This is a genomic window from Micromonospora sp. WMMD1274 (genome assembly GCF_049179035.1).
Lineage (GTDB): Bacteria > Actinomycetota > Actinomycetes > Mycobacteriales > Micromonosporaceae > Micromonospora > Micromonospora tulbaghiae.
Map to the genome: position 1 here is coordinate 2,986,901 of NZ_JBMHMG010000001.1, position 24,255 is coordinate 3,011,155.

At 72.7% G+C, this 24,255-nt stretch carries 23 protein-coding genes and 1 tRNA gene; 16 read left to right on the forward strand and 8 right to left on the reverse strand.

Annotated elements, in window-relative coordinates; translation table 11 throughout:
• Positions 1 to 10: 10 nt before the first annotated feature.
• The 6 genes from ACN27D_RS13775 (at position 11) to ACN27D_RS13800 (ending at position 8,643) form a co-directional block, all read left to right on the forward strand.
• Entirely contained in the window at positions 11 to 625 is a 615-nt protein-coding gene (locus ACN27D_RS13775) for a TetR/AcrR family transcriptional regulator (RefSeq protein ID WP_120572441.1), read from the forward strand.
• 77 nt (positions 626 to 702) lie between these two features.
• The gene (locus ACN27D_RS13780; RefSeq protein WP_421501145.1) at positions 703 to 2,070 is read left to right on the forward strand and encodes an acetyl-CoA carboxylase biotin carboxylase subunit; all 1,368 of its coding nucleotides are present in this window, start codon (positions 703 to 705) and stop codon (positions 2,068 to 2,070) included.
• A gap of 41 nt (positions 2,071 to 2,111) precedes the next feature.
• A complete protein-coding gene (locus ACN27D_RS13785) occupies positions 2,112 to 3,032 on the forward strand; it encodes a hydroxymethylglutaryl-CoA lyase (RefSeq protein WP_358170645.1) in 921 nt (306 codons plus the stop codon).
• 204 nt (positions 3,033 to 3,236) lie between these two features.
• Positions 3,237 to 4,769 carry an acyl-CoA carboxylase subunit beta gene (locus tag ACN27D_RS13790; protein ID WP_421499241.1) on the forward strand — a complete coding sequence of 511 codons (1,533 nt, stop codon included), beginning with the start codon at positions 3,237 to 3,239 and terminating at the stop codon, positions 4,767 to 4,769.
• An 87-nt stretch (positions 4,770 to 4,856) separates the two neighbouring features.
• Positions 4,857 to 6,005 carry an acyl-CoA dehydrogenase family protein gene (locus ACN27D_RS13795; RefSeq protein ID WP_030499564.1) on the forward strand — a complete coding sequence of 383 codons (1,149 nt, stop codon included), beginning with the start codon at positions 4,857 to 4,859 and terminating at the stop codon, positions 6,003 to 6,005.
• Positions 6,006 to 6,105: 100 nt separating this feature from the next.
• Positions 6,106 to 8,643: an ATP-binding protein gene (locus tag ACN27D_RS13800; RefSeq protein ID WP_421499242.1), complete on the forward strand. Its 2,538-nt coding sequence runs from the start codon at positions 6,106 to 6,108 to the stop codon at positions 8,641 to 8,643.
• Between the two features lie 238 nt (positions 8,644 to 8,881).
• Here the strand turns inward: ACN27D_RS13800 and ACN27D_RS13805 are convergent, their stop codons facing one another.
• Positions 8,882 to 9,373, reverse strand: a complete 492-nt coding sequence (locus ACN27D_RS13805) for a MarR family winged helix-turn-helix transcriptional regulator (protein ID WP_120572439.1) — start codon at positions 9,371 to 9,373, stop codon at positions 8,882 to 8,884.
• Between the two features lie 101 nt (positions 9,374 to 9,474).
• Here ACN27D_RS13805 and ACN27D_RS13810 point away from each other — a divergent pair, with 101 nt between their 5' ends.
• Together ACN27D_RS13810 and ACN27D_RS13815 are read left to right on the forward strand one after the other, a co-directional pair.
• Positions 9,475 to 10,056 carry a YceI family protein gene (locus tag ACN27D_RS13810; RefSeq protein ID WP_120572438.1) on the forward strand — a complete coding sequence of 194 codons (582 nt, stop codon included), beginning with the start codon at positions 9,475 to 9,477 and terminating at the stop codon, positions 10,054 to 10,056.
• A 255-nt stretch (positions 10,057 to 10,311) separates the two neighbouring features.
• A complete protein-coding gene (locus ACN27D_RS13815) occupies positions 10,312 to 11,790 on the forward strand; it encodes a glutamate--cysteine ligase (RefSeq protein WP_120572437.1) in 1,479 nt (492 codons plus the stop codon).
• Positions 11,791 to 11,925: 135 nt separating this feature from the next.
• Here the strand turns inward: ACN27D_RS13815 and ACN27D_RS13820 are convergent, their stop codons facing one another.
• Positions 11,926 to 13,455 carry a hypothetical protein gene (locus tag ACN27D_RS13820; RefSeq protein WP_421499243.1) on the reverse strand — a complete coding sequence of 510 codons (1,530 nt, stop codon included), beginning with the start codon at positions 13,453 to 13,455 and terminating at the stop codon, positions 11,926 to 11,928.
• A gap of 103 nt (positions 13,456 to 13,558) precedes the next feature.
• On the opposite strand from ACN27D_RS13820, the gene ACN27D_RS13825 reads away from it, so the two are divergent.
• Positions 13,559 to 14,230 carry a PASTA domain-containing protein gene (locus tag ACN27D_RS13825; RefSeq protein WP_421499244.1) on the forward strand — a complete coding sequence of 224 codons (672 nt, stop codon included), beginning with the start codon at positions 13,559 to 13,561 and terminating at the stop codon, positions 14,228 to 14,230.
• A 97-nt stretch (positions 14,231 to 14,327) separates the two neighbouring features.
• Positions 14,328 to 15,347, forward strand: coding sequence for a PASTA domain-containing protein (locus tag ACN27D_RS13830; protein ID WP_421499245.1), 1,020 nt, complete (start codon positions 14,328 to 14,330; stop codon positions 15,345 to 15,347).
• 13 nt (positions 15,348 to 15,360) lie between these two features.
• On the opposite strand, the gene ACN27D_RS13835 is transcribed toward ACN27D_RS13830, so the two are convergent.
• Together ACN27D_RS13835 and ACN27D_RS13840 are read right to left on the reverse strand one after the other, a co-directional pair.
• On the reverse strand, positions 15,361 to 15,837 hold the full coding sequence (locus ACN27D_RS13835; protein WP_421501146.1) for a hypothetical protein: 477 nt from the start codon (positions 15,835 to 15,837) through the stop codon (positions 15,361 to 15,363).
• Between the two features lie 104 nt (positions 15,838 to 15,941).
• Positions 15,942 to 16,229 carry a hypothetical protein gene (locus ACN27D_RS13840; RefSeq protein ID WP_120572432.1) on the reverse strand — a complete coding sequence of 96 codons (288 nt, stop codon included), beginning with the start codon at positions 16,227 to 16,229 and terminating at the stop codon, positions 15,942 to 15,944.
• Positions 16,230 to 16,962: 733 nt separating this feature from the next.
• Here ACN27D_RS13840 and ACN27D_RS13845 point away from each other — a divergent pair.
• From ACN27D_RS13845 to ACN27D_RS13855, 3 genes are all read left to right on the forward strand, one after another.
• Positions 16,963 to 17,844, forward strand: a complete 882-nt coding sequence (locus tag ACN27D_RS13845; RefSeq protein ID WP_121686539.1) for a helix-turn-helix domain-containing protein — start codon at positions 16,963 to 16,965, stop codon at positions 17,842 to 17,844.
• The gene (locus ACN27D_RS13850; RefSeq protein WP_013283299.1) at positions 17,814 to 18,035 is read left to right on the forward strand and encodes a DUF397 domain-containing protein; all 222 of its coding nucleotides are present in this window, start codon (positions 17,814 to 17,816) and stop codon (positions 18,033 to 18,035) included. Before ACN27D_RS13845 ends, ACN27D_RS13850 begins: the two co-directional genes overlap by 31 nt.
• Before the next feature lie 149 nt (positions 18,036 to 18,184).
• Positions 18,185 to 18,583: a hypothetical protein gene (locus tag ACN27D_RS13855; RefSeq protein WP_091413673.1), complete on the forward strand. Its 399-nt coding sequence runs from the start codon at positions 18,185 to 18,187 to the stop codon at positions 18,581 to 18,583.
• Here ACN27D_RS13855 and ACN27D_RS13860 read toward each other — a convergent pair.
• The 4 genes from ACN27D_RS13860 to ACN27D_RS13875 form a co-directional block, all read right to left on the reverse strand.
• The gene (locus ACN27D_RS13860; RefSeq protein ID WP_121686538.1) at positions 18,551 to 19,153 is read right to left on the reverse strand and encodes a hypothetical protein; all 603 of its coding nucleotides are present in this window, start codon (positions 19,151 to 19,153) and stop codon (positions 18,551 to 18,553) included. The two genes, ACN27D_RS13855 and ACN27D_RS13860, sit on opposite strands and share 33 nt — an antisense overlap.
• A gap of 86 nt (positions 19,154 to 19,239) precedes the next feature.
• Entirely contained in the window at positions 19,240 to 20,046 is an 807-nt protein-coding gene (locus tag ACN27D_RS13865; protein ID WP_120574068.1) for a WecB/TagA/CpsF family glycosyltransferase, read from the reverse strand.
• Positions 20,043 to 21,152 carry an NAD-dependent epimerase/dehydratase family protein gene (locus ACN27D_RS13870; RefSeq protein ID WP_175438584.1) on the reverse strand — a complete coding sequence of 370 codons (1,110 nt, stop codon included), beginning with the start codon at positions 21,150 to 21,152 and terminating at the stop codon, positions 20,043 to 20,045. Before ACN27D_RS13870 ends, ACN27D_RS13865 begins: the two co-directional genes overlap by 4 nt.
• Before the next feature lie 71 nt (positions 21,153 to 21,223).
• Positions 21,224 to 21,309, reverse strand: a tRNA-Leu gene (locus ACN27D_RS13875).
• A 209-nt stretch (positions 21,310 to 21,518) separates the two neighbouring features.
• Between ACN27D_RS13875 and ACN27D_RS13880 the strand changes: the two genes are divergently transcribed.
• From ACN27D_RS13880 to ACN27D_RS13890, 3 genes are read left to right on the forward strand one after another with little or no spacing between them, the layout of a single operon-like run.
• The gene (locus tag ACN27D_RS13880) at positions 21,519 to 22,307 is read left to right on the forward strand and encodes an FhaA domain-containing protein (RefSeq protein WP_026267912.1); all 789 of its coding nucleotides are present in this window, start codon (positions 21,519 to 21,521) and stop codon (positions 22,305 to 22,307) included.
• 6 nt (positions 22,308 to 22,313) lie between these two features.
• Positions 22,314 to 22,799 carry an FHA domain-containing protein FhaB/FipA gene (locus tag ACN27D_RS13885; RefSeq protein ID WP_013283305.1) on the forward strand — a complete coding sequence of 162 codons (486 nt, stop codon included), beginning with the start codon at positions 22,314 to 22,316 and terminating at the stop codon, positions 22,797 to 22,799.
• Positions 22,796 to 24,238, forward strand: a complete 1,443-nt coding sequence (locus tag ACN27D_RS13890; RefSeq protein ID WP_120572428.1) for a PP2C family protein-serine/threonine phosphatase — start codon at positions 22,796 to 22,798, stop codon at positions 24,236 to 24,238. Before ACN27D_RS13885 ends, ACN27D_RS13890 begins: the two co-directional genes overlap by 4 nt.
• The last annotated feature ends 17 nt before the right edge of the window (positions 24,239 to 24,255 follow it).

A 24,255-nucleotide genomic window follows, 5' to 3' on the forward strand; every position in this document is an offset into this window, starting at 1 on the left:
GGCTGGTCCGGTGGCGGTGGAACAGCAGGCACGGGGGGCGGCGGGTGCGGCCCGGCGCCGGTCCCGGCGGGACGAGATCCTGGAGATCGCGGTCGGCCTCTTCGCGGCGCGCGGCTACCACGGTGTGTCGATGGACGACATCGGCGCGGCGGCCGGGGTCACCGGTCCGGCGCTCTACCACCACTTCGCCGGCAAGGAGGCGATGCTCGTCGCCGCGCTGATTCCGGTGAGCGAGGGGTTGCTCGCGGGCGGGCGGGAACGTGCCGCCGGTCACCCGGGCGACCCGCGTGCGGCGCTGGAGTCGCTGATCGACTTCCACGTCGACTTCGCGCTGGCCAACCCGGCGGTGATCGCGTTGCACCTGCACGAGCTGGACCGCCTCCCGGACGAGCCGCGCCGCCGGATCCGCCGGCTCCAGCGGATGTACGTCGAGGAATGGGTCACCGTGCTGACCGCGCTGCACCCCGGCCTGCCCGACGGCGAGGCCCGGGTGCTCGCCCACGCGGCGTTCGGCCTGATGAACTCGACCCCGTTCCTCGGCGGCGAGGTGGACCGCCGGCGCCGGGCCGAGCTGCTGCGCGGCGCGACCCTCGCGGCCCTGCTCGCGCCCACCGACCCGACCTGACACGCCGCGCTCACCTTAACGCGTGTTAAGAAGAGACCCCGGCTTTGCGTCGAGAAGGGGTCACGTCCGTGCAGAAGATGATCGAATCGTTGTTGGTCGCGAATCGGGGGGAGATCGCACGGCGGATCATCCGTACCGGCAGGCGGCTCGGGATCCGGACGATCGCGGTGCACTCGGAGGCCGACGGCGGGCTGCCGTTCGTGACCGAGGCCGACGAGGCGGTCTGCGTCGGCCCGGCGAACCCGGCGCAGAGCTACCGGAACGCCGACGCGATCCTCGACGCCGCCCGTAGCACCGGCGCGCAGGCGATCCACCCCGGCTACGGCTTCCTGTCCGAGAACGCGGACTTCGCCCGTACCGTCGAAGGGGCCGGCCTGATCTGGGTCGGGCCCGGCGCCGACGCGATCACCGCGATGGGCGACAAGATCAACGCTCGGAACCTGATGGCGGCGGCCGGCGTGCCGGTCGCGCCCGGCACCACCGAGCCGGCGAGCGACCTGGACGCGGCGGTCGCGGCCGCCGCGGGGATCGGCTACCCGGTGATGGTCAAGGCCGCGGCGGGCGGCGGCGGCATGGGCATGGGCGTGGCCGCCGACGAAGCGGCGCTGCGCACCGAGTACGACAAGGTCCGCGCGTTCGCCGAGCGGATGTTCGGCGACGGGTCGGTGCTGATCGAGCGGTACTTCCCCCGGGTGCGCCACGTCGAGGTGCAGATCCTCGGCCTGGCCGACGGCCGTGTGGTGGCGCTCGGCGAGCGGGAGTGCTCGGTGCAGCGGCGCAACCAGAAGCTGGTCGAGGAGTCGCCGTCCCCGGCGGTCTCGCCCGAGCTGCGCGAGCGGTTCCTGGCCGCGGCGGTACGAGCGGGCGAGGCGGTGAACTACCGCAACGCAGGCACCGTCGAATGCTTGCTGGTCCCGCGTCAGCGGGATCTCAAGGGCGACAGCTCCGGCGCCGAGAAATTTTTCTTCCTGGAGATGAACACGCGGCTGCAGGTCGAGCACCCGGTCACCGAGTACGTCTACGGCGTCGACCTGGTCGAGGAGCAGTTGCGGGTGGCCGCCGGCCTGGCGCCGACGTTCGACCCGGACGCGCTCACCCCGCGCGGCCACGCGATCGAGCTGCGGATCAACGCCGAGGACCCGAAGCGCTTCCTGCCCGGTCCGGGCGCGATCACCACCTGGAACGAGCCGTCCGGCACCGGCGTGCGCGTCGACTCCGGCTACGTCGCCGGCAACACCGTCACGCCGTTCTACGACAGCCTGATGGCCAAGCTGATCCTCACCGGGGACACCCGCGAGGAGGCGGTCCAGCGGGCGCGGGCGGCTGTGGCCCAGTTCGAGATCGCCGGCCCGAAGTGCAACCTGCCGTTCTTCGCCGAGCTGCTGGAGAACGAGGAGTTCCTCTCCGGCGACTACGACACCGGCATCGTCTCCCGGATGCGCTGACGCCACCCGGTGTCATGCTCGACTCAAGTGAGGTGAACCTGATGGCGCAACTTCCGGAATCCGTGAGCATCCGTGAGGTCGGTCCCCGCGACGGCCTCCAGAACGAGGAGCCCATCCCCACCGACGCCAAGGTGCGGCTGCTCGACGCGCTGTCCCGCACCGGGGTACGCCGCATCGAGGCCGTCTCCTTCGTCCACCCGAAGGCGATCCCGCAGATGGCCGACGCCGACGAGGTGTGGCAGCGGGCGGAGAAGGTCGACGGGGTGCGCTACTCGGCCCTGGTGCCGAACACCCGTGGCGCGCAGCGGGCGCTGGCGGCCGGCTTCACCGAGATCGAGGTGGTGGTCTCGGCCAGCGACACGCACAACCGCCGCAACGTCAACCGCTCCACGGACGAGTCGCTCGACGACATCGCCGAGCTGATCGACCTGCTGCACGGCGCGGGCGCCACCGCCGAGGTGATCGTGGCGACCAGCTTCGGCTGCCCCTACGAGGGCGACGTGGACCCCCGCCGGGTCGCCGCGATCGTCGACCGCGTCGCCCGCGACGGCGCGGACCGGGTCGCCTTCGGCGACACCACGGGCATGGGTACGCCCCGGCGCGTCCGCGAACTGGTGACGGCGGTACGGGACCGCAACGCCCATCTGCCGGTGCTGCTGCACTTCCACAACACCCGGGGTACCGCCCTGGCGAACATGCTCACGGCGATGGAGTTGGGCGTCACCGAGTTCGACGCCAGCGTCGGCGGTCTCGGCGGCTGCCCGTACGCCCCGGGTGCCAGCGGCAACCTGGCCACCGAGGAGGCGGTGCACATGCTGCACGACATGGGCGTCGACACCGGCATCGACCTGGACGCCCTGATCGAGGCCGCCGAACTGGCCGAAACCCTGGTGGGCAAGAAGCTGCCCTCCGGAGTCCTCCGCGCCGGCCCCCGAACCCGCCTGACCCCCCTTCCCTCCTGACCCGTTCTATCTGGCGTTGATCAAGGGGTTTGTGTCCTCCGGGTGCCCGGATGAGGACACGAACTCCTTGATCGACGAAATGAGCGGGAGTGGACGGGGCGCGGGGGTGTGGCGGGGTGCCGGGGGAGGCGCGGGTGGGGTAGCCTAACGATCGTTCAGGTCGGTGGGCGCCCTGTGTGGGGGGCCGTGGCAACGGGAGTCGGCGTGACGCTCGACGGTGAGGCTCTGGAGCAGCTACGCAAGCGCGCCCGCGCCGGCGGAGCGGACAAGTACCACGCGGCCAACGCCGCGAAGGGGAAGCTGTTCGCCCGCGAGCGCGTGGCGTACCTGGTCGACGAGGGCTCCTTCGTCGAGGACGGGCTCTACGCCAACGCGATGGCCGACGGTCTGCCCGCCGACGGCGTGGTCACCGGCACCGCGACGATCGACGGCCGCCAGGTCTGCCTGATGGCCAACGACTCCACGGTCAAGGCCGGCAGCTGGGGCGCGCGTACCGTCGAGAAGATCATCCGGATCATCGAGCGGGCCTACGCGACCGGCGTCCCGATGGTCTACCTGGTCGACTCGGCCGGCGCCCGGATCACCGACCAGGTCGACCTGTTCCCCGGCCGGCGCGGCGCCGGCAAGATCTTCTGGAACCAGGTCCGCGCCTCCGGCTCGATCCCGCAGGTCTGCGCGCTGTTCGGGCCGAGCGCGGCGGGCGGGGCCTACATCCCGGCGTTCTGCGACGTGGTCGCCATGGTGGACGGCAACGCCAGCATGTACCTCGGCTCCGACCGCATGGTCGAGATGGTCACCGGCGAGAAGACCACGCTGGAGGCGATGGGCGGCGCCAAGGTGCACTGCGCCGAGTCCGGCGTGGGTCACTTCCTCTGCAAGACCGAGAACGACGCGCTCGACGTGGTGCGGACGTACCTGTCGTACCTGCCCTCGAACTGGAAGCAGGACCCGCCGGCCGCCGAGGCCGTGGACGCGCCGGAGAAGGCCGACCTGGCCGCGCTGGTCCCGGCCAGCGAGCGGCAGGCGTTCGACATGCGCCGGTACGTCAAGGGTCTGCTCGACTCCGGCAGCTTCTTCGAGATCCAGGCGCTGTGGGCCAAGGAGCTGACCATCGGGTTCGGCCGGCTGAACGGCGAGGTCGTCGGCGTGGTCGGCAACAACTCGATGTTCAAGGGCGGCGTGCTCTTCGTCGACTCGGCCGACAAGGCGACCCGGTTCGTGCAGCTCTGCGACGCGTTCAACGTGCCGCTGCTGTTCCTCAGCGACGTGCCCGGGTTCATGGTCGGCAGCGCGGTGGAGAAGCAGGGCATCATCCGGCACGGCGCGAAGATGATCACGGCGATCTCCGAGGCGACCGTACCCAAGATCTGTGTGGTGGTCCGCAAGGCGTACGGCGCGGGTCTGTACGCGATGGCCGGTCCCGGCTTCGAGCCGGACGCCACGATCGCGCTGCCCACCGCGAAGATCGCGGTGATGGGCGCGGAGGCCGCGGTGAACGCGGTCTACGCCAACAAGATCGCCGCCATCTCCGACGAGGCCGAGCGGGCCGCGTTCGTGGCCGCGAAGCGCGAGGAGTACGAGCGCGACATCGACGTGGTCCGCCTCGCCAGCGAGCTGGTGGTGGACGCGATCGTCGAGCCGCACGAGCTGCGCGCCGAGCTGGTCCGCCGGTTTGCCGCCGCGCGCGGCAAGGAGCGGAACTTCTCCCGGCGCCGGCACGGCGTCACCCCCGTCTGACCGGCCCACGCACCCGGTTCGACCCACCCACGCCCCGGCGTCACGAGCGCCCGGCCCGTCCGTACCGCGTCCCACCAGGAGGATCAGATGGACTTCCGGCTCAGCGACGAACAGGAGGCGCTGCGCTCCAGCGTGCGGGAGTTCGCCCGCGAGGTGGTCGCACCCACCATCGCCGAGCACTACGAGCAGCACACCTTCCCGTACGAGATCGTCCGTCAGATGGGCAAGATGGGCCTGTTCGGGCTGCCCTTCGCGGAGGAGCACGGTGGCATGGGCGGCGACTACTTCGCGCTCTGCCTGGCGCTGGAGGAGCTGGCCCGGGTCGACTCCAGCGTGGCGATCACGCTGGAGGCGGCGGTGTCGCTCGGCGCGATGCCGATCTACCGGTTCGGCACCGAGGAGCAGAAGGCGCAGTGGCTGCCGAAGCTGCTCAGCGGTGAGGCGCTGGCCGGGTTCGGGCTCACCGAGCCGGGCACCGGGTCGGACGCGGCCGGCACCCGGACGCGGGCCGTCCTGGACGGCGACGAGTGGGTGATCAACGGCTCGAAGGCGTTCATCACCAACTCCGGCACCGACATCACCGCGCTGGTCACCGTCACCGCCGTCACCGGTACGCGGCCGGACGGCGGCAAGGAGCTGTCCACGATCATCGTGCCGTCGGGCACGCCCGGTTTCACCGTCGCGCCCGGCTACTCCAAGGTCGGCTGGACCGCGTCGGACACGCACGAGCTGACGTTCGACGACTGCCGGGTGCCGGCGGCGAACCTGCTCGGCGAGCGCGGCCGGGGCTTCGCGCAGTTCCTGCGCATCCTGGACGAGGGCCGGATCGCCATCGCGGCGCTCGCCGTCGGCCTGGCCCAGGGCTGCGTGGACGAGTCGATCAAGTACGCGAAGGAGCGCCAGGCGTTCGGTCAGCCGATCGGCAACTACCAGGCGATCCAGTTCAAGATCGCGGACATGGAGATGAAGGCGCACACGGCCCGGCTGGCCTACTACGACGCGGCCGCCCGGATGCTCGCTGGTGAGCCGTTCAAGCGCCAGGCGGCCATCGCCAAGCTGCACGCCTCCACCGTCGCCGTGGACAACGCCCGCGAGGCGACGCAGATCCACGGCGGGTACGGCTTCATGAACGAGTACCCGGTGGCCCGCTTCTGGCGCGACTCCAAGATCCTGGAGATCGGCGAGGGCACCAGCGAGGTGCAGCGCATGATCATCGCGCGCGACCTCGGCATGTGAGGACGCCCGAAACCGCGCCCTGTCGGATATCGGCGGTGGACGGTCGGGTGGTTGACGATGGGCTGTGGAGCGTCGGAGTCCATCCGTAATCTTCGTGCCCATGACTCCGGATCATGACCGTGCGCGGGGCCCGGGCGGTCGTACCGGTCTGTCCGATCTGCTGCGCGGGCACCGGCTCGCCGTCGGCCTGACCCAGGCCGAGCTGGCGGACCGGGCCGGCGTGGGCGTACGGACGGTCCGCGATCTGGAACGGGGGCGGGCCACCCGGCCCCAGCGCACCACCGTCGACCTGCTGGCCGACGCGCTCGGCCTGAGCGGTGACGAGCGGCGCGAGTTCGTCGACACCGCCCGGCCCCCGGCATCCCGTCTTCCCGCCGCCGGTGCCGCCGCCGACGATCCGCCGGTGGCGCTGCCCCAGCCCGTACCGCTGTTCGGCCGGGAACGGGACGTGGCGGAGGTGTCCGGCCTGCTCGACGCGTACCCGGTGGTGAGCCTGGTGGGGCTCGCCGGGGTGGGCAAGACGGCGCTGGCCGTCACAGTCGCGCACGCGGTGGCGGCCCGCCACCCGGCGGGCGTGGCCGGGGTGCTCGTGGGTGAGGGCTCGGACACCCCCGACGTGCTCGCCGCGTCGGTGTCGATGTTCGGCGTGAACCGGCTGGCCGACCTGTCCTGCCGGATCGGCGACCGGCGGGCGCTGCTGCTCGTCGACGCCGTCGACCGGGCGCCGGACGCGGTGGCCGGGGCGCTGCGCGTCCTGACCGCCGCCGTGCCGACGCTGCGGGTGCTGGTGACCGGCCGCCGCCCGGCGGGCCTGCCCGGCGAGCTGGTCCGGCCGGTCGCGCCGCTCGACGTGCCACCGGCCGGCGTCGAGCCCGCCGATCAGGCCGACCTGGACCGCTGGCCGGCGGCGGCGCTGTTCGCCGCCCGCTTCGCCCAGGCCCGCCGGGAACCGCCCACCCCGGCCGAGCTGCCGGCGCTGGCCGCGCTCGTACGCCGGCTCGGCGGACTGCCGCTCGCCATCGAGCTGATGGCGGCACGGGGACGCATCCTCGACGTCACCGAACTGCTCGACCGCTACGGCGACCGCGTCCTGGACCTGACCGGCGTACGCCCCGGCTGGGAGCCCGCCGACACGTCCGCCGGCACTGTGACGCTGCGCGACGCGGTGGCGAGCAGCTATCACCTGCTCGCCACCGCCGACCGGGCGGCGCTGCGGCGGCTGTCCGCGTTCCGTAACCGCTGGTCGGTCGAGCTGGCCGAGGAACTGCTCGCCGACGGCGGCCGGCGGTGGGACGCCGCGCCGTTGCTGGACCGGCTGCGCGAGCTGGGCCTGCTCAGCGTCCGAGGCACCGGCCCGTTCCGGTTCCGCCTGCTGGACGCGGTCCGTGACTTCGCCGCGGAACAGGCCGACGCCGACGGCGAGACCGCCCGGATCCGGATGCGGCACGCGGCGGTGATCGCCGGTCTGGTCCACCGCACCGCGCCGGGCCTGGTGGGCGCACAGATGTCCGGTGCGGTGCGCGCGCTCGACGAGGCGACGAGCGACATCACCGCCGCGCTGACGTACGCCGCCGAGCACGCGCCGGAGACCGCGCTCCTGCTCGCCGCCTCACTGCCGCGATGGTGGCGGCTGCGCGGGCGGGACGTCTCCGGCCGCCGTCGGCTGCGTCGGCTGCTCGCCGATCCGCGTACCGCGGGTGCCCGGCCCACGCTGCGGGCCTGGGCCATGCTCGGCGCGGCCCGGCTGGCCGCCGAGCACGGCGCGGGCGCGGAGGAACTGCCGGCGGCCCGGGCCGCCCTGGTCGTCTTCGCCGAGGCGGGCGACGTGACCGGCGAGCTGTCCGCCCGTTCGGTGCTCTGCGCGCTGCTGCTCGGGCTCGGCGCGCACGACGAGGCCCGCGAGCAGGCCGAGGCCGCGCTGGCGGCGGCCACCCGGCACCACCGGGTACGCGAGATGGCCGTCGCCCAGGCGCACCTGACCTGGCACGACGTACGCGAAGGGCGGCTGGCCGGCGCCCGGCGGCGGCTGGCCACCGTCGACCGGCTGGCGGCACAGTGCGGTGACCAGCGCCTGCGTGTGCTGGCGCGGGCCGATCAGGCCGAGCTGACCCGCCTGGAGGGCCGGTTCGCCGAGGCGGTCGAGCAGGGGCGCCGGGTGGCCGCCGCGCTCGCGGAGCTGGGCGATCCCGGGCGGCGGCGCCGGACGGTCGGGGCGGTCGGGTTGGCGCTCGCCCACGCCGGCCGCACCGACGAGGCGCTGGCCACCGTCGCCGAGCTGTGGCCGTCGGGCGCGGTGCCGGGCCGGCGCCGTCCACCAGCGGTGGAGATGCTCGACCCGCCCGGCGCGGGCGGGGACGCCCGCACCGAGGACGCGCTGCGCGGGTTGATCGAGGGCCACGTGGCGCTGCACCGGGGAGACCGGGAGCTGGCGGCGGAGTGGTTCGCCGCGGCTGCGGACGCGGCGGAGGGAGTCGCCGACCGGCGGGATCTGGTCGAGGCGCTCGTGGGGCTGGCGGTCAGTACCGCTGACCCGCGTGTGCTGGACCGGCTGGACGCGGCGCGGCAGGTCACCGGCGTCAGCCTGCTACCGCAGGAGGAGGAGTTGCTGTTCTCCCTGTCGGCCCGGCGCGGGCGATGAGCGCCGGTGGACGGCGGGTCGCGTCGGCCGGGCACGGGGAGGCGGAGGGCGCGGGGGTGGCGCGAGCGAAGTAGCCCCCTGGTGCTGCCCCTCGCTCCACGCTCGCGCCAGCACCCCCCGGTGCCCCCCGCTGCCGGAAGACTACCGAGGCGTGACGACCGATTCGCGAATATACGGACCGCTTTGTCCGGCTGCCCTGGCGGTTCTGCCGGTCATTCTGCCGGTGAGTCGCGGACCTTCAGGCGGCGTCCTCGGCCGGCTCGGTGCTGCCGGCGGTGGCGCCCGGATGGACCGCGTCGCGCACCCGGCGCAGCCCGTCCAGCAGCCCGTCGAGCTGTGCCGGGTCGAGCTGGCTGGTGAACCACTGCTCGATGATCCGCAGATGGCCGGGAAGGACGTCGTCCAGCCGGCTCAGGCCGGCGGTGGTCACCACCGCGAAGGAGCTGCGCCGGTCGGACGGGCAGGCGCGCCGGCAGATCAGCCCGTCCCGCTCCATCCGGTCCACCACGCGGGTCACGCCGCTGGTGGAGAGCGAGGTCTGTGCGGCCAGATCGGTCATCCGCAGCTGGTTGTTGGGTGAGCGGGCGAGCCGGGTCAGCACCTCGAACTCGACCGGGGAGAGGCCGTGCTCCTCGAACTGGGCGGCGAACCGGGCGGCGAGCCCGGCATGCGCCTCGACGAGCAGGCCGACGGCAGTGATCCGGGGGTCGTCGAACACGTTCTGGTCCACGCCACCATCCTAGCAACACTTGACACGGGGAATATTGTCTCAACTATAGTTGCTCAGTCAGTCGTTGGGCTCCTAAACATTCTTCTCCGGAGGAGAGCATCATGACCAGCAGCACCGAGGCGACTACCCGCGACTGGGAGGGTCTCACCATCCCCACCCCCGGCACCTACGTGCTGGACGCCGCGCACAAGCGTGTCGGCTTCGTCGCGCGGCACATGATGGTCAGCAAGGTACGCGGTGAGTTCGCGGACGCCACCGCCACCATCACCGTCACCGACGACCCGATGCAGTCCACAGTCACCGCCAGCATCCAGGCGGCCAGCATCAACACCGCCCAGGCCGACCGCGACGCGCACCTGCGCAGCCCGGAGTTCCTCGACGCGGAGCAGTTCCCGACGCTGGAGTTCCGCAGCACCGAGGTGAAGTCCCGCGACGGCAACGAGTTCGTGCTCGTCGGCGAGCTGACCATCAAGGGCGTGACCCGTCAGGTCGAGCTCGAGGTGGAGTTCGAGGGCGTCGGCCGCAGCCCGTTCGGGCAGGACATCTTCGGCTTCTCCGCCTCCACCGAGATCGACCGCGAGGACTTCGGCCTGACCTGGAACGTGGCGCTGGAGACCGGCGGCGTCCTGGTCGGCCGCAAGGTCAAGATCGAGATCGAGGGTGAGGCCATCCGCCAGGGCTGAGCCCGGCACCGGCCCGCAGGGCCCGCACCGTCCGCCGACGGTGCGGGCCCTTCTCGCGTACGCCCCGGCGGTGCGAATCGTCACGTGAAGTTCTCCGCCAAGGACGCGCTGGTGACGGCGGTGACGGGGTACAGGTGCAGACCTGTCGCCCGTCCAGCCGGGCGGCGGGGTGGGCGCACTTACGCCCACCACGCGAATGGTTCACAATGCGTTGCGGAACGGTACGGTTCCGTCGCACCGGCGCCGGGAGGACACATGGGCAGAGACGTCGAGCAGGGCGCCTTCTCCCGGGAGGATCGGGTCCGCTACCGGCAGAAGGTCCGGCGATGTCTGGACGTGTTCGCGCTGATGCTCGACGACTTCGGCTTCGACGCCGACCGCCCGATGACCGGGCTGGAGATCGAGCTGAACCTGATCGACGCCGCCGCCGAACCGGCGATGCGCAACGACCAGATCCTGGCCGACATCGCCGACCCGCTGTTCCAGACCGAACTGGGGCAGTTCAACCTCGAACTGAACGCCTCGCCCCGGCTGATCGAGGGCGGCGGCTTCGCCGACTACGAGCAGGACCTGCGCAGCAGCCTCAGCCGCGCCGACGAGCGGGCCGCCAAGTCCGACGCGACGATCATGATGGTCGGCATCCTGCCCACGCTCACCGAACGCCACCTGGTCGCCGACAACCTCTCCACGAACGAGCGGTACCGCGTCCTCAACGACCAGATCGTCGGCGCCCGCGGCGAGGACATCGAACTGGACATCAACGGCGTCGAGCGGCTCCGTACGCACACCGACTCGATCGCGCCGGAGGCCGCCTGCACCAGCCTCCAGTTCCACCTCCAGGTCGCGCCGGACAGCTTCGCCGACTACTGGAACGCCTCCCAGGCGATCGCCGGCGTACAGGTCGCCGTCGGCGCCAACTCGCCGTTCCTCTACGGCCGGCAGCTCTGGGCGGAGACCCGGATCGCGCTGTTCCAGCAGGCCACCGACACCCGGCCCGACGAGCTGAAGGCCCAGGGCGTACGCCCTCGGGTGTGGTTCGGCGAGCGCTGGATCACCTCGATCTTCGACCTGTTCGAGGAGAACGTCCGCTACTTCCCGCCGCTGCTGCCCATCTGCGAGGAGGAGGACCCGGTCGAGGTGCTGCACGCCGGTGGCGTGCCCCAGCTCGGTGAGCTGCGACTGCACAACGGCACCGTCTACCGCTGGAACCGGCCGGTCTACGACATCATGAACGACCGCCCGCACCTGCGGGTGGAGAACCGGGTGCTGCCCGCCGGCCCGACGGTGGTGGACATGCTCGCCAACGCGGCGTTCTACTTCGGGCTGGCCCGCGGCCTCGCCGAGGCGGACCGTCCCATCTGGAGCCAGCTGACGTTCAGCTCAGCGGAGGAGAACTTCCACGCCGCCGCCCGGCGCGGCATCGAGGCGGTCCTGCACTGGCCTCGGCTCGGCGACGTGCCGGTCACCAAGCTCGTCCTCGACACGCTGCTGCCGGTGGCCGCGCAGGGGCTGGACCGGTTCGGCGTCGCCCCGGCCGAGCGGGACCGCCTGCTCGGCGTGATCGAGGGCCGCTGCCGTACCGGCCGCAACGGTGCGGTCTGGCAGACCGAGACGGTGTGGACGGCCGAGCGGACCCGGGGCCTGGACCGGGAAGCCGCGCTGCACCACATGGTCCAGCGGTACGCCGAGCTGCAACGCGGCAACGAGCCCGTCCACACCTGGCCCGTCGACTGACCCCCCGCCCGCCCGCCGTCCGCCCTCCCTCCGCCTCGTCGATCTTGCACTTGTCGCCCTGACAAACCTCCCATTCGGGAGATTCGAGGGGCCACTACTGCAAGATCGGCGCGGCTGGGTGGGTGTGGGGAGGGCTCAGCGGCCTCGGCGGCGGGTGGTGTCGGTGGTCGGCGGGTCGGTTGGGGAGGAAGGCTTGCCCGGGGACGGGAGGGCGTCCTGCGGGTTCGTTCCGTCGTGTGGTCCTGCGGGGACGGCCTGCTCGGATGCCTCCGGTTGCCGCTGCGGTGGTATGGCCCGGCCCCGGCGGCCGGTGGCGGACCGGGTGGCACGACCCCGCTCGGTCTCCGTCCGGCCGGATGCCGTGGCCGGTCCGTCCTCCACCCCGGTGTTCCGGCTCGGCCCGACCGACGTGTCCGGTGCCTTGTCCGGCGCGGTCGCCTGGTCGGCGAGGCCCGATGCCGACCGGCCCGGCGTCGACCGGCTCGACGCGGAGCCATCCGGCACGGACCGGCCCGACGCCGAGGTGTCTGACAGGCCCGAAGCCGATCCGCTCGCCGCCGACTTGTCCGACCGGCCCGCAGCCGACGTGCCCGACTTCGAGGTGCCCGACTTCGAGGTGTCCGACGGCGACGTGCCTGACCGGGTCGCAGCCTTCGTGTCCGACTTCGAGGTGCCCGACGGCGACTGCGGGTCCGCCTCGGTCGGGTCTGCGGGGGCCGGGTCGGCATCCCCGCTGATCTCGTCCGGCTCGCCGGTGCGCTGCCGTGGCAGTGTCACCCGCTCGGCGCTCCGGCGCTCGGCACGCTGGGCCAGCGCGGCCATCACCATCGAACCGCCGACACCGGCGATCACCGCGTAGGGGGCGATCAGATGGGCCGACAACTGTTCCGCGGCGATCCCGGCGAGGCGCGGCACGGCCAGCAGGTACGCCAGCGCGACGAGCAGCGGCCCGGCCGCCCCGGAGGCCGCCGCGCCGACGCGGATCTCGGGTGCACGGGCGGCTCGGCGGGCCGCCACCAGGCCGATCACCAGGGCGGAGAGCACCGACAGGAGCGCACCGGGCCAGTAGAAGTAGTCGCGGATCCAGAACGCGCCACGGTCCGCGCTGATCTGCCAGATGCCGAGCTGGGCGGTGGTCAGGCCACGACCGGCGACCACCCCGTCGACCACCGATACCACGGCGAGCAGCCAGAGCCAGCCGGTGGTGGCGATCAGGTTCGTGGCGGCGGCCCGGGTGTGCAGCGCCCAGACGGCGAGCAGCACACCGAGCAGCAGCCCCGCACCCGCGTACGCGGCGGCGACGACCTGCGGGGCGGAGACGTCCGGCACCCGTGCCGCCCGCGCCGGAACCGCCACCAGCAGCACGGTGACGATCGCGCCGGCACCCGCGGCGAGCGCCAGGCCGAGGCGGGGCAGTGTGCCCCGCGGCTCGTCGTCGCTCCCGCGCAGGCGCTGGGCGCAGACCGCACCGACGATGACCGATGTCGCCGCGATCCAGGTCGCCCAGGCGAGGCTCGCCACCCAGGCCGCCTCGGCCCGTACCGCGCCGGCCGGCGCCCAGTTGATGATGCCCAGCCCGTACCCGAAACCGAGCTGCGCGGCGCCCGCGCCGGCGGCGACGCCGAGCGCGGCGGCTGTCGATCCTCCCCAGCCCCGTCTGACCATGCCGGGGAGCGTAACGTCCCGAGGTCGGCGCGGCGAGTCGTGACGACAGGCCGTGACCGTTCCGCAGCAACGGATACGGTCGTCGATGATCGGGGCGGGGAGCATGACGGACGAGCGGGAACCGGTAGCCGACGGCGGCGGACCGGGGCGGGGCAGGATGCTCCTCGGCGGTGGCGTGGCCGTGATCCTGCTGGCGGTGATCGGTGCCAGCGTCGGGTGGATCCTCGCCGGTGAGCCGGAGCGCCCGGCCGCACCCGGCGACGCCGCACCGGTCGGTGCCCCGTCCACATCGGCCTCCGCGACCACAGCGCCGCCGACCGCCACCGCCCGGCCGACCGGTACGCGCAGCAGCGCCCCGGCCGGGCTCACGGTGCCCGAGGTGGTGGGCGTGGACTTCGAGCAGGCCCGCCGGGACCTGCGCGAGCGCCGGCTCGGCTGGCGCCTGGTGTTCGGTACTGGCGCCGGACGCACCGTGGAGCGCACCTCACCGGCTCCCGGCACCCCGGTGAAGCGCGGCACCACTGTCACCGTGTGGGTCGCCGGGCCGGCGCCGGCCGTCACCGTGCCCGACGTGAGCACGCTGTCCTGCTCCGACGCGGCCGACGACCTGGTGGAGGCGGGGCTCTATCCCCGGTACGCCACCGGACGCCAGGGTCCGGTCACAGCGCAGGAGCCGGTGGCCGGTGGCACCGCCCGGTGGAACGACCAGGTGACGCTCGCCTGTGGCGACAAGGCGTCCACGCCGCCGACTGTCTCCCCGTCGCCGACTCCCTGACGGGCGCGGCGCGCTGATCCCAGCCGGTGTCGCCGGGGACCGTTACGGTGGACGATCGAGGGCCGTGCGCCCCGTCCCGGTGGGGAAAGGACGTGCCATGAGCGACGACCGTCAGGAACCACCCGCCGGCGACGCGGACGCGACCCGGGCGCTGCCCCCGGACGCCGACGCGACCCGCGCGATGCCTCGCGACGCGGCCGGTGCAGACGCCGACCCGTCCCGAGCGTCGCCTCCCGAGCCGGACGCGGACGCCACGCGGGCGATGCCGAGGAACGCGGCCGGGGAGGACGCGGACGCCACCCGCGCCATGCCCCGGGGCGCAGCCGGCGAGGACGTGGACGCCACGCGGGCGATGCCGCGGAATGCAGCCGGGGAAGACGTGGAGGCGACCCGCGCCATGCCACGGAACGCGGGCGACGCCACCCGCCCGTTGCCCGGCACGCCGGCAGGACCGAGCGGGGCGGCAGGACCGGGCGGCCCCGCCGGGCAGGGCGGTCCGCGCCGTCCGCTCGACGCCACCGCCCCGCAGGAACCGGTGGGCGCCTGGTCCGGCCGGGCCGGGGTGCCGCCACCGCGGCCGGCGGGCTATCCCGAGCCCGGGGCCGAGTGGTACGGCGACGAGCAGGCCGGGCGCCGCTGGTGGATGCCGATCCTGCTCGGCATCCTGGCACTGCTCCTGCTCGGGTTGATCGGGGTGGGGGTGTGGCTGGCGCTGCGTGCCGCCGACCGGAACTCCGATCCGGGCCCGGCGGTGCCGAGCATCCCGGCGCAGACGAGCGCTGCCCCGACGACCGCCGCGCCGACCAGTGCCGCGCCGAGTAGCTCACCGCCGAGTACGCCCCCGGCCACGACCGCACCGGTCGAGGTGCCGATGCCGCCGCTGGTGGGGCTGCCGGAGGCGGCTGCCCGGGCGGCGCTCGACCGGCTGGACCTGGACTACCGGGTGCAGCGGCGGGCGTCGGACCGCCCCGCCGGCACGGTGATCTCCACCGATCCGGAGGCCGGTTACCCGGTGGGCGAGGACGACCGGGTCACCATCGTGGTGGCCGTACCCGCGCCGCCGACGAGCGGGCCGAGCACTCCCGGATCGGCTCCGGCGACGACCACCACGCCCTGACGCGCCCCTGACTTCACCACTGGCGTCTGCGGGTGCCGACCAGACCCAGCCCGGCCAGCGAGATGGCGAGCCCGAGCAGCCCGGAGTAGAACAGCGACCGGCTGAGGCTGTCGGTCGGGTCGGTGGGCCGTTCGGCGAGCGCGCCCTCGCCGCCCCCGGCACCCGAGGCCGGTTCGTCCTCGTCCTCCGCCGGGTCGGCGCCGGCCCAGCCGCCCTCGTCGTCCGGCTCGTCGGAGTCGGCGGCATCGGAGTCGGCCGTGTCGGAGTCGGCGTTGTCGGACCCGGCCGCGTCGGACCCCGACCGGCCTTCCTCTTCGGCCACGGTGATCTCCGGGGCCGGTACGGGCTCGGCGAGCTGCTGGGTGGCGGAGAAGGCGGGATGACGTACCGCGAGCGCGAGGGCGGTCGCGGTGACGAGGAAGAGGAAGAGCCCGAGGGCATAGCCGATACGGGACCGGTGGTGCCGGCGCGCGGCGGGCAAGTTGACCATGACCATCCCAGGTTCAGGGTCCATGGCGCGCGGGGTGGAACATGCCGGGGTGGGCGTACCGATTCTATGGCGACGGCACGCCCTCCCGACCGGGAATCGTGAGGTCAGCCGACCCGGACCGGGGTCCGGACCACCGGGCGGCGGGCCGTCCGCACCGTGTGCTGACGCGGAGCCGGCGCGGCCTGGAGCTGCCGCAACCCCTCCTGGTGTACGAAGATCGACCTCCGGTTGACCGCGTCCCCCGCCGCGTTCAACTCGTAGCCGTCGAGCCAGAGCCAACCGTCGTAGGTCGGCCAGTCGAGCACCCGGATCACCCGGAACATGATCGGTCGGAGGAACTGGACACTCGCCGCGCGTGTCACGTGCAGTACGTCACCGGAGCGGGGAAGCACATGGGCTCCTGGGAAGGTCGGCCGGCGGGACCGGCGAGGCTGAACGGGGGTCGGTGCGGTCCGGTGACGGGGGGTCTGCCTCGTGGACCGGCGGTCGGTGGGTCGGTGCTGGTCGGGCCGTACCCGCGGTGGCGGACCGCCACCCGACCATCACCCGGCTGCTCCCGGTTACCGCTCCCGCCGCCGCAGCCAAGCTGGCGTGCAGCGACGGGGTCTTCATTCCGGGGCAGGTCTCACGGCGCGGGACGGCTCCCCTCCGGCCGTCCCACGGATCGTGGTGTCACCACTCCCGGAGATCAAGCGAAGACGGTGAGTAACCCGTGCCATACGGACAGACTGCATCAGGGACGTGCGACATGCAAGTTGCACGTCGAGTTTTGCTGATAGGTGAGTCGGACACGCAAACACCGAAACTTGAAGCGTCAGGTATCGGAGCGGCACACTGGACGCCGGTTTCGCCCGTCGCGGCCGGTCGACGACCGGCACCACCCCTGCCGCGAACGCACACCCGCCGCCCGCCGGTCGCGCCCGCGGTGGGAGCCGAACCGGGGCGCGACCGACCGGAGGTAGCCGGGTGACTGTGAAGCGTGTTCCCGCAAGCCGATGGACGGCACCGTGAGCGCGAGGAGTGAGCCGGTCCTGCGAGCCCCGCAGTCGCGAACTGAGGTGGCACCGTGAGCGCGAGGAGTGAGCCGGTCCTGCGAGCCCCGCAGTCGCGAACTGAGGAGACTCCGTGAGCGAACGGCGCAGCCCCACCATCCGGCGACGCCGGCTGGGGGCGGAACTCCGCCGGCAGCGGGAGGCGGCGGGCATCACCATCGAAGTCGTCGCCGAGCAGTTGGAGTGCTCGGCGTCCAAGATCTCCCGGATCGAGACCGGCCACACCACGGCGACCCCGCGCGACGTACGCGACATGCTCCGCATCTACGGGGTGGTCGGCGCGGAGAGCGACGAGCTGGTGCAGATCGCCCGGGAGGCCCGGCAGAAGGGCTGGTGGCATCCGTACAGCACGGTGCTCGTCGGCGCGTACGTCGGCCTGGAGGCCGCGGCCAGCTCCATCCGCACGTACGAGCAGCAGGTGGTGCCGGGTCTGCTGGAGACGGAGGAGTACGCCGGTGCGATGATCCGGGCGGCCCGGCCGGACTTCACCGACGAACAGGTCGACACTCGGGTGCGTGTCCGTCTGGGCCGTCAGTCGTTGTTGACGCAGGACGATCCGGTCGATCTGTGGGTGGTGCTCGATGAGGCGGTGCTGAGCCGGCCGGTTGGCGGCGACGTGGTGATGCGTGGCCAGCTCAAGCGGTTGGTGGAGGTGGCCGAACTGCCGAACGTGACAGTGCAGGTCCTGCCCTTCGAGGTGGGAGCGCACGCCGGCATGGACGGGACCTTCACGATCCTCAGCTTCCCCGAGCCGAGTGATCCCGATGTCGTGTACGCGGAGAACGCCACGGGTGGGCTCTTCCTGGAGAAGAGTGACGAACTGCAGAAGTACAGCTTCATCTTCGATCACATTCGAGCAGCAGCCATGCGCCCGGAGGAGTCCATCGCACACATCGCGAAACTGGCAGAGGAGCCACTGTGGAAATGGCGACCAAGGAGTTCCCCGTGGACCTGACGCAGGCGACGTGGTTCAAGAGCTCGAAGAGCGGGCCGAACTGCGACAACTGCGTCGAGGTCGCGTACGTGACCGGGGCGGTCGGAGTGCGGGACTCGAAGGACAAGACCGGCCCGGCTCTGGTCTTCGCTCCGGGCGACTGGCACGCCTTCGTCGCCCGCGCCCGGAACGGCGTGTTCGGCCGGAGCTGACCGGCACCGAGATGTGGTCCCGCCCGGCAGCGCCGCCGGGCGGGACCATTCGCGTCCGGGTGCCCGCGCGGCGCCGGGCACCCGTCGCCAGTTCCGATCCGCCTCGTTGAACCGCACGGATCGGCAACCGAACAAGGCAGGCGAGACGGATGACGACGATCGGTTCAGAGAACCTCACCAGCGGCCCGGGCAAGCCCGAGCGTTTCGGTGGCAAGTACCGGGGTGCCCGCCGGGACACCGTCCTCACCGAGGTGGTCTCCGGTGACGGCGAGGACACCCGCGAGGGTGGCGTCCCCGAGCAGGCCGCGGCACCGTTGTCGCTGCCGTCGCTGGACCCCAACCCGCTGACCGAGCCGTCCTTCCCGCCGAGCGGCTGGCCGGTCGAGCAGCAGGAGTCCCTGGTGGACCACCCGCTGCTGCGTGGCCTGCTGATGGAGCTGCCGCCGAAGGGCAGCGTGCCTCCGCCCGGCTGGCTGGACCGCTGGTTCGAGGCGACCCGCGCGATCCTGGAACTGCTATACGTGCAGGGCGCGAGCCGGTCGCGCTGACACCGCCTCGGCGGCCGGCATCGCCCGCTCGACGAGCCGGTTGTGCCGAAGCGCGTGGCGCACGCCGATCGCGCACACGCCGAGCACCCCGACGGTGATCACCGGTCCGGCGACGCCCGGCGCGGCGAACAGATCGACGCCGACCGCCGGCAGCACCGCCACCAGCACCGCGATCGCCGTCGCCTGGAGCGGCAGCGCGATCAGCGGGTGCGCCGCCGCCGCGCGCAACCCGTGCGGGGCGGGCGTTCCCGGCGCCGCCGCGAACGCGCCCGCGCCGGACCGCAGCCGCCGGACCCGCCGTACCGTGCAGACCGCCACCACCGCCGCCGGCACCGCCGCGACGCCGAGTGCGGCGGCGGCCCGGTCCACTGTGGTGTCGCCGGCGCTCTGCAGGCCCGCGGCGAGGACCGCCGCGGTGAGCGCGAGGCCGGTCAGGACCAGGGCGGACAACCATCCGGTACGCCGGCGCAGCGCCCGGGCGCGGTCGATGCCGGGCAGGGCCTCCGCGACCAGTCCGGCGGCGAGCCAGACGGCGGCGACGGGAAGCAGCAGGGCGAGACGGTCATCCATGCCCCCTAGCCTTGCCCGTTCCGGCGTCCGCCGAATCCGGGACGGCACCCCGGTTCGTCCCGTACCCCTGCCCGTAGGGGTGGGGGTCAGACGTCGAACGTGGCGGGACGCCCGGTGGCCGGCGCGGGCGGTGTGGCCTTCCACAGGCCGGTCTTCTGGGCCGCGAGCCGGGCCAGGTAGGCCGGGTTGAGGATGACGTACCGGCGCCACAGGCGCTTGGGCTCCAGGCCGAGCCGCCAGAACCACTCCAGCCCGGCGCGCTGCATCCACGGTGGCGGGTTGCGCAGCAGGCCGGCGTGGTAGTCGAAGGCCGCGCCGACGGCCATCAGCGGCATGTCCAGCAGCGGGCGCATGGCGTACGCGAAGACCTCCTGGCGCGGGCAGCCCAGCCCGACCAGGACGAGGCGGGCGCCGCTGGCCCGGATCCGGTCGGCGATCTCGGCGTCCTCGCCCGGCGCGACGGCACGGAACTTGGACGGCTCGACTCCGGCGATCTTCAGCGCGGGGAACTTGCGCTCCAGCGCCGGGACGAGCCGGGACAGCGTCTCCTCGGTGGAGCCGTAGAGGTAGACGGGCAGCCCTTCCTCGGCGAACCGGGCGAGCACCCGTAGGGTCAGCTCCGGCCCGTAGACACGGTCGGTGAGCCCGGCGCCGTGCAGCAGGTTGAGCGCCCAGCGCACCGGCTGCCCGTCCGGGGTGACCACGTCGAACGAGTTGAGCCGGGCGTTGTGCGCCGGGTCGAGCACGCCGGTCATCACGCCGTGCACGGCGAGCGCGGTGAGCGCCAGCGGGCGGCGCTCGTGCGCGGCCGCCACCACGGCCTCGGTGGCCCGGGCGTAGTCGGTGGCGTCGACCCCGACGCCGAGCACGTTGCGCTTGGTCCCGGTGGTCATGCCTTCGGCACCCACTTGTCGACGTTGGCCTCGTAGATCTCGCGCAGGATCATCGGCACGTCGTACGTGATCTTCCAGGAGGGGTAGTGCTCCTCGAACCGGGCCATGCTGCTGACGTACCACTGGTGGTCGCCGGTGCGGGCCTGCTCGACGTAGTTGATCCGGGCCTCGCGGCCGGTGATCTCCTGGGCGATCCGGAACGCCTCGATGTGCGAGGTGTTCGAGTGCCGGCCGCCGCCGAGGTTGTAGACCTGGGCGGAGCGCGGCTCGCGGAAGAACGCCTCGAACGCGGTCAGCACGTCGTGCGAGTGGATCGCGTCCCGGACCATCTTCCCCTTGTAGCCGAAGAGGTTGTACGTCCGGCCCTCCATCACGCACCGCATCAGGTACGCCAGGAAACCGTGCAGCTCGGCGGCGGAGTGCGCCGGCCCGGTGAGCGTCCCGCCCCGGAAGCAGGCGGTCCTCATGTCGAAGTAGCGGCCGTACTCCTGGACCATCACGTCGGAGGCGACCTTCGAGGCGCCGAAGATCGAGTGCAGCGACTCGTCGATCGACATGTCCTCGGTGATGCCGTCGTACCAGCGGTGGTCCTCGGGCAGCTCGTAGCGGGTCTCCAGCTCGATCAGCGGGAGCGAGTTGGGCCGGTCGCCGTACACCTTGTTGGTGGAACAGTGGATGAACGGCGCGTCGATCGCGTGCCGGCGGGTGTTCTCCAGCACGTTCAGCGTGCCGCCGGCGTTCACGTCGAAGTCGGTGAACGGCTCCTTGGCGGCCCAGTCGTGGCTCGGCTGGGCGGCGCTGTGGATCACCACGGCGATGTCCTTGCCGTACCGCTTGAAGACCTGCTCCAGCCCGTCGCGGTCGCGGATGTCGACGGCGTGGTGGGTGTACGCGGAGCCGAGGTCGGCGGCGAGCCGGTCCAGGCTCCAGGCTGTGGAGCCGTCCTCGCCGAAGAAGTACCGCCGCATGTCGTTGTCGATGCCGACCACGTCGAGACCCAGTCCGGCGAAGTGCCGGGCCGCCTCGGAGCCGATCAGACCGCCGGAACCGGTCACCAACGCGACAGTCACACGCCACTCCTGGTCCGTGGGAGGCAGGGAAACCATCGGAGCATAGCGTGACGTCCGGAACGCCCCGATACGAAGCAAGGGCCCCGCGATGTGCGGAGCCCTTGTTCTGGTGGGGATGGGGGGAGTTGAACCCCCACGTCCTTTCGGACACACGGACCTGAACCGTGCGCGTCTGCCATTCCGCCACATCCCCGTGGCACGACCCGGAACACCATATCGCATCCCGCGCCCGCCATCTGCGGCGGGTGCCGGGACATATTACGCTGTCCACTGGCCACGCCACGAACGATCACCGCTCGTGGCGGGCGAAACTTTAGCACGTCCGCGGGCCTGGTCACGAACAGGCCGACGGCAGCCGGCCGAGCGGCGTGTGAGCTGCGGAGGCGGTGTCCGGATACCATCATTGCCTCGGGACCCGAGGAGGAGCCGGTGAGCGTGCTGCAACGCTTCGAGAAGCGTCTGGAAGGCCTGGTCGAGGGGGCCTTCGCCAAGGTCTTCAAAGGGGTGGTCCACCCCGTGGAGATCCTCAACGCCATGCAGCGGGAGGCCGAGGCGCACAAGGCGATCCTGGCCGGTGGGCGCACCCTTGTGCCCAACCGCTACGTGATCGATCTCTCGCCCTACGACCACAGTCGGCTGGCGCCGTACGCTGCGGCGCTGGCCCAGGAGCTGGCCCAGTCGCAGGCCGAGTTCATCGGCGAGCAGGCGTGGACGGTCTACGGCGACGTGATCGTCGAGGTCGAACGCGGTGAGGGCCTGGACACCGGCATGTTCCGGGTCACCGCCGAGGTCTACACCGGTGGGGACGTCGCCCCGGTCTCCGCGCCCGGCGGCTACGACGCCGGCCCGGCCTACCCGGCGTACGACCAGGGTGGCGGCTACGGCCCTCCGCCCGGTCACGGCGGCGGCCGCAACGTCCGCCTGGTCTCCGGCGACGGCCGCACCTACCCGCTCCAGATGGGCTCGACCGTGATCGGCCGCGGCGACCAGGCCAACCTGCGCCTGCCCGACGTCGGCATCTCCCGGCGCCACGCCCGGCTGGACTTCGACGGCGGCCAGGTGGTGCTGACCGACCTGGGCTCCACCAACGGCACGATGGTCAACGGCCAGCGGGTGTCGGCGGTAGCCCTCAACCCCGGCGACATGATCCAGCTCGGCACCACGACGCTGACCTTCCGCGTGGACGGCTGATCCGCGTTGCCGGAACTCGTCATCACCGTCGCCCGGTTCGGGTTCCTGATCCTGCTGTGGATCTTCGTGTTCACGGTGGTCGGCGTGATCCGCCGGGATCTCTTCGCCGGCGCCCGGTCGGGCCGGCTCGTGGCCGCGCCGCGGGGGATCGGCGCGTCGACCGGGCAGCCGGGGAAGCCGGCGAAGGCCAAGCGCGGCCGGGCCGCCCACCAGCTGGTGGTCACCGCCGGTCAGCTCGCCGGCACCCGGATCACGCTCGGGGAGGCCCAGATCACCATCGGCCGCGCGGAGGACTCGACCCTGGTGATCACCGACGACTACGCCTCGGCGCGACACGCCCGGCTGGTGCCCCGCGACGGGCAGTGGTACGTCGAGGACCTCGGATCGACTAACGGCACCTATCTCGATCGCGCTAAGGTCACCGGACCAACCCCCGTCCCCCTCGGCGTGCCGATCCGGATCGGCCGCACTTCCCTCGAATTACGGCCATGACTCTGACCCTGCGCTACGCGGCCCACAGCGACCGCGGTCTGATCCGAGACGGCAACCAGGATTCCGTCTACGCCGGACCGCGGCTGCTCGCCGTGGCCGACGGCATGGGCGGCATGGCCGCCGGTGACGTCGCCAGCAACATCGTCATCGGTGCCATGGCGCCACTCGACGAGGACGTCCCCGGTGACGCCCTGGTCGACGCGCTCCGCTCCGCCGTGGGCACCGCCAACCAGCAGCTCCGCGACACCGTGGACGCCAACCCGCAGCTGGAGGGGATGGGCACGACGCTCACCGCGACCCTCTTCTCCGGCAGCAAGCTCGGCATGGTCCACATCGGTGACTCGCGGGCCTATCTCCTGCGCAACGGCGAGTTCGCGCAGATCACCAAGGACGACACGTACGTCCAGATGCTCGTCGACGAGGGCCGGATCAGCGCGGAGGAGGCGAGCAGCCACCCCCAGCGCTCGCTGCTCACCCGGGCGCTCGACGGCCGCGACATCGACCCGGAGTACAGCGTCCGCCAGGTGCTGCCCGGCGACCGCTACCTGATCTGCTCCGACGGGCTCTCCGGCGTGGTCAGCGCGGAGACCATCGCGGACACCATGCGGGAGTACCCCGACCCGCAGCGGTGCGTGGAACGCCTGGTGCAGCTCGCGCTGCGCGGCGGCGGCCCGGACAACATCACCGTGATCATCGCCGACGCCACCGACCAGGACATCGTCGAGGCGTCCCCGATCGTCGGCGGCGCCGCCGCCCGCGACCGGGGCATGGCGACCTCGGCCGACGACTCCACCCCGGCGGCCCGCGCCTCGGCGCTGTCCGCCCCCCGGCCGCCCGCGCCCGAGGAGCCGGTGGACAACCGCGACGACGAGCCCGAGCGGCGTCGTCGCCGGCCGCTGCGTACCGCCGCCATGGTGCTGGCGCTCGCGGTGATCGTCGGCGGTGGCGCGTTCGGCGGATGGACGTACACCCAGCGGCAGTACTACGTCGGCGCCACCGACGACGGCCAGCTCGCGGTCTTCCGTGGGGTGCCCGGCCAGGTCGCCGGGCTGGACCTGTCGAACGTGCACGAGCGCAGCGAGGCCCGGCTCGACGACCTCACCCTGGCCGCCCAGGAACGGGTGAAGCAGGGCATCCAGGCCCGCAACGAGCCGGACGCGGAGCGCCGGCTGGCGGAGCTGACGAGCGAGGACCCGGCGAACCCGAACCTCAAGCCGCTCTGCCCGCCCGACCCGTCGCCCGGTGTGACCAGCCCGACCCCGGTGACGACGACGGGCGCGCTGAACCCGCAGGCCAGCGGCAGCCCCACACCGTCCGCGCCGCCTGCCGGCTCACCGACCTCCGGCGCGCCGTCGCCGACGTCGACCATCACGCCCGACGCCGTACCCTCCGACACCGTTCCGCCGGCCGACCCGGCGGGTTGCCGGTCGCCGGAGTGAGTGCCGGCTCGATCCCG

Bases quoted from the DNA above. Each gene is read 5' to 3' on its own strand.
- ACN27D_RS13815 (WP_120572437.1), top strand. From the start codon at position 10,312: ATGGGCAGAGACGTCGAGCAGGGCGCCTTCTCCCGGGAGGATCGGGTC.
- ACN27D_RS13865 (WP_120574068.1), bottom strand. From the start codon at position 20,046: ATGACCACCGGGACCAAGCGCAACGTGCTCGGCGTCGGGGTCGACGCC.
- ACN27D_RS13830 (WP_421499245.1), top strand. From the start codon at position 14,328: ATGAGCGACGACCGTCAGGAACCACCCGCCGGCGACGCGGACGCGACC.
- ACN27D_RS13810 (WP_120572438.1), top strand. From the start codon at position 9,475: ATGACCAGCAGCACCGAGGCGACTACCCGCGACTGGGAGGGTCTCACC.
- ACN27D_RS13785 (WP_358170645.1), top strand. From the start codon at position 2,112: ATGGCGCAACTTCCGGAATCCGTGAGCATCCGTGAGGTCGGTCCCCGC.
- ACN27D_RS13890 (WP_120572428.1), top strand. From the start codon at position 22,796: ATGACTCTGACCCTGCGCTACGCGGCCCACAGCGACCGCGGTCTGATC.
- ACN27D_RS13825 (WP_421499244.1), top strand. From the start codon at position 13,559: ATGACGGACGAGCGGGAACCGGTAGCCGACGGCGGCGGACCGGGGCGG.
- ACN27D_RS13795 (WP_030499564.1), top strand. From the start codon at position 4,857: ATGGACTTCCGGCTCAGCGACGAACAGGAGGCGCTGCGCTCCAGCGTG.
- ACN27D_RS13870 (WP_175438584.1), bottom strand. From the start codon at position 21,152: ATGGTTTCCCTGCCTCCCACGGACCAGGAGTGGCGTGTGACTGTCGCG.
- ACN27D_RS13855 (WP_091413673.1), top strand. From the start codon at position 18,185: ATGACGACGATCGGTTCAGAGAACCTCACCAGCGGCCCGGGCAAGCCC.
- ACN27D_RS13800 (WP_421499242.1), top strand. From the start codon at position 6,106: ATGACTCCGGATCATGACCGTGCGCGGGGCCCGGGCGGTCGTACCGGT.
- ACN27D_RS13780 (WP_421501145.1), top strand. From the start codon at position 703: ATGATCGAATCGTTGTTGGTCGCGAATCGGGGGGAGATCGCACGGCGG.
- ACN27D_RS13860 (WP_121686538.1), bottom strand. From the start codon at position 19,153: ATGGATGACCGTCTCGCCCTGCTGCTTCCCGTCGCCGCCGTCTGGCTC.
- ACN27D_RS13835 (WP_421501146.1), bottom strand. From the start codon at position 15,837: ATGGTCAACTTGCCCGCCGCGCGCCGGCACCACCGGTCCCGTATCGGC.
- ACN27D_RS13850 (WP_013283299.1), top strand. From the start codon at position 17,814: ATGGCGACCAAGGAGTTCCCCGTGGACCTGACGCAGGCGACGTGGTTC.
- ACN27D_RS13820 (WP_421499243.1), bottom strand. From the start codon at position 13,455: ATGGTCAGACGGGGCTGGGGAGGATCGACAGCCGCCGCGCTCGGCGTC.